Genomic DNA, 1,641 nt, shown 5'->3' with positions numbered 1-1,641 from the left:
GTGGCCGGAGTGCAGCACGAGCAGACCCATGCCGGACAGTACGTGCTGATGCACCCGCTCCACCACGTCGTCGGCGACCTCACCGTGCGCTGCGTGTCCCCACCAGACCAGCACGTCGGTGTTGGCGAGAAGATCCTCGGTCAGGCCATGCTCCGGGTCGTCCAGGGTGACTGTGGTGACGGACGCGCGTTCCTTGAGGTTCTCCTCGATGCCTTCCTTGATGGTGGTGTGCATACCCTGCGGGTAGATCTCGGCGACTTCCGGCTCGAGCTTCTCGTGCCGGTTCTCGCCCCAGACGACGACTCGGATGGCGTCGCTCTTCGTTGCGTGTGTCATCAGTGTCCGTTCCTTCATGTGTTGCGGATGGGACTTGTCGGTGCGATCGGTGCTGCGGCAGGTCGCCCTACTTCACCGCGCCGCCGGCGGCTCCGGCGGTGATGAACTTCTGTGCACCGATCAACAGGACGATGGCGGGTATAGCGGACAGCACCGCGGTCGCCATCACAGCACCCCAGTTCTGGACCTGGGTGCCAAGGTACTCGTAGATGCCGAGCGTCACCGGACGGACGTTGCTCTCGGTCGTGAGGGTCAGTGCGAACAGGAAGTCGCTCCAGGAGAAGAGGAATGTGAACAGGCCCGCGGTGACCAGGGAGTTCCGGCTGACCGGCACGACGATGGACAGGAATGCCCGGAACTGCCCGGCGCCGTCCACCCGAGCCGCCTCCACGATAGAGGGCGGCAGCGCGAGCATGAACGACCTCATGATCAGAATAGCGAACGGGATGGCGGAGGTGGAGTTGGCCAGGATCAGACCCGGAATCGAATTGAGCAGGCCGAGTTCCTCGTAGGCGGTGTAGAGCGCGTTCGCGATGACGATCCCCGGGATCATCTGCGAGACCAGGATCGCCAGCAGGGCCGCTCCGACCCACCGGAACCTGAACTGGGCCAGTGCATACGCGCACGGGGCGGCGACGGCCAGGCTGAAGGCCACCGTCCCGAGCGCGATTACCATGCTGGTGACCAGGTTGGCACCCTGTTCGCGCAGCGCACGCTCGTATCCGGCGAAACTCGGGTCCAGGGGGAAGAAGTCCGCGGAGAGTGTGTTGCCGGACGGTTGCAGGGACGCGTTGATCATCCAGTAGACCGGGAACAGCATCACGGCGAGCAGGGTGATGCCGACGGCTGTGTAGACGGCGCGGCGGAAGCTGTTGTCTCTCATCGGGTCGGCTCTCCCTACTCGTCGACCCGGCGGCGGCTGGAACGCAGGTACACCACGGCGAAGACCATCGAGAGGACGATCAGGATGTTGCTCAGCGCCGCGCCCTCGCCGAACGAGAAGTCGACGAAAGACCGCTGGTAGGACTGCGTGGCCAGGGTCTGGGTGGCGTTGGCGGGCCCACCTCCTGTGAGGCCGAGGATGATGTCCAGGACTTTGAGGGTGTAGACCACGCCGAGCACCAGTACCACGCTCACGACGGCCTTCAAGTTGGGCCAGGTGATGTGCCAGAACGCCCGCCAGCCGGTCGCGCCGTCCAGCGCGCCTGCCTCGTAGAGCTCCTCCGGGATGTCCTGCAGCCCGCCGTACAGCAGGGTGGCGTTGAACGGGATACCGATCCAGATGTTCACCAGGATCACCGCCAG

Annotated in this window: 3 protein-coding genes; all 3 read right to left on the bottom strand. The window is 64.8% G+C overall.

From position 1 onward, the window contains the following. Nucleotides 1-336 (bottom strand): ThuA domain-containing protein (locus ELR45_RS36850; protein ID WP_205855904.1); only part of this gene is annotated, 336 nt, incomplete at its 3' end. Between the two features lie 67 nt (nucleotides 337-403). Then, complete coding sequence (locus ELR45_RS04115) at nucleotides 404-1,219, bottom strand: carbohydrate ABC transporter permease (RefSeq protein ID WP_129663683.1); 816 nt, start codon at nucleotides 1,217-1,219, stop codon at nucleotides 404-406. A gap of 14 nt (nucleotides 1,220-1,233) precedes the next feature. Further along, nucleotides 1,234-1,641: carbohydrate ABC transporter permease (locus tag ELR45_RS36845; RefSeq protein ID WP_205855902.1), on the bottom strand; the 408-nt coding region annotated here is incomplete at its 5' end.

The sequence above is a fragment of the Phytoactinopolyspora endophytica genome (assembly GCF_004138495.1).
Taxonomy (GTDB): domain Bacteria; phylum Actinomycetota; class Actinomycetes; order Jiangellales; family Jiangellaceae; genus Phytoactinopolyspora; species Phytoactinopolyspora endophytica.
The sequence above is the reverse complement of the archived record's forward strand: the minus strand, read 5'-3'. Positions and strand labels throughout refer to the sequence as shown.

What these genes read in the sequence shown, in the direction of transcription:
- ELR45_RS04115 (WP_129663683.1), bottom strand. Translation starts at nt 1,219, where the DNA reads ATGAGAGACAACAGCTTCCGCCGCGCCGTCTACACAGCCGTCGGCATC.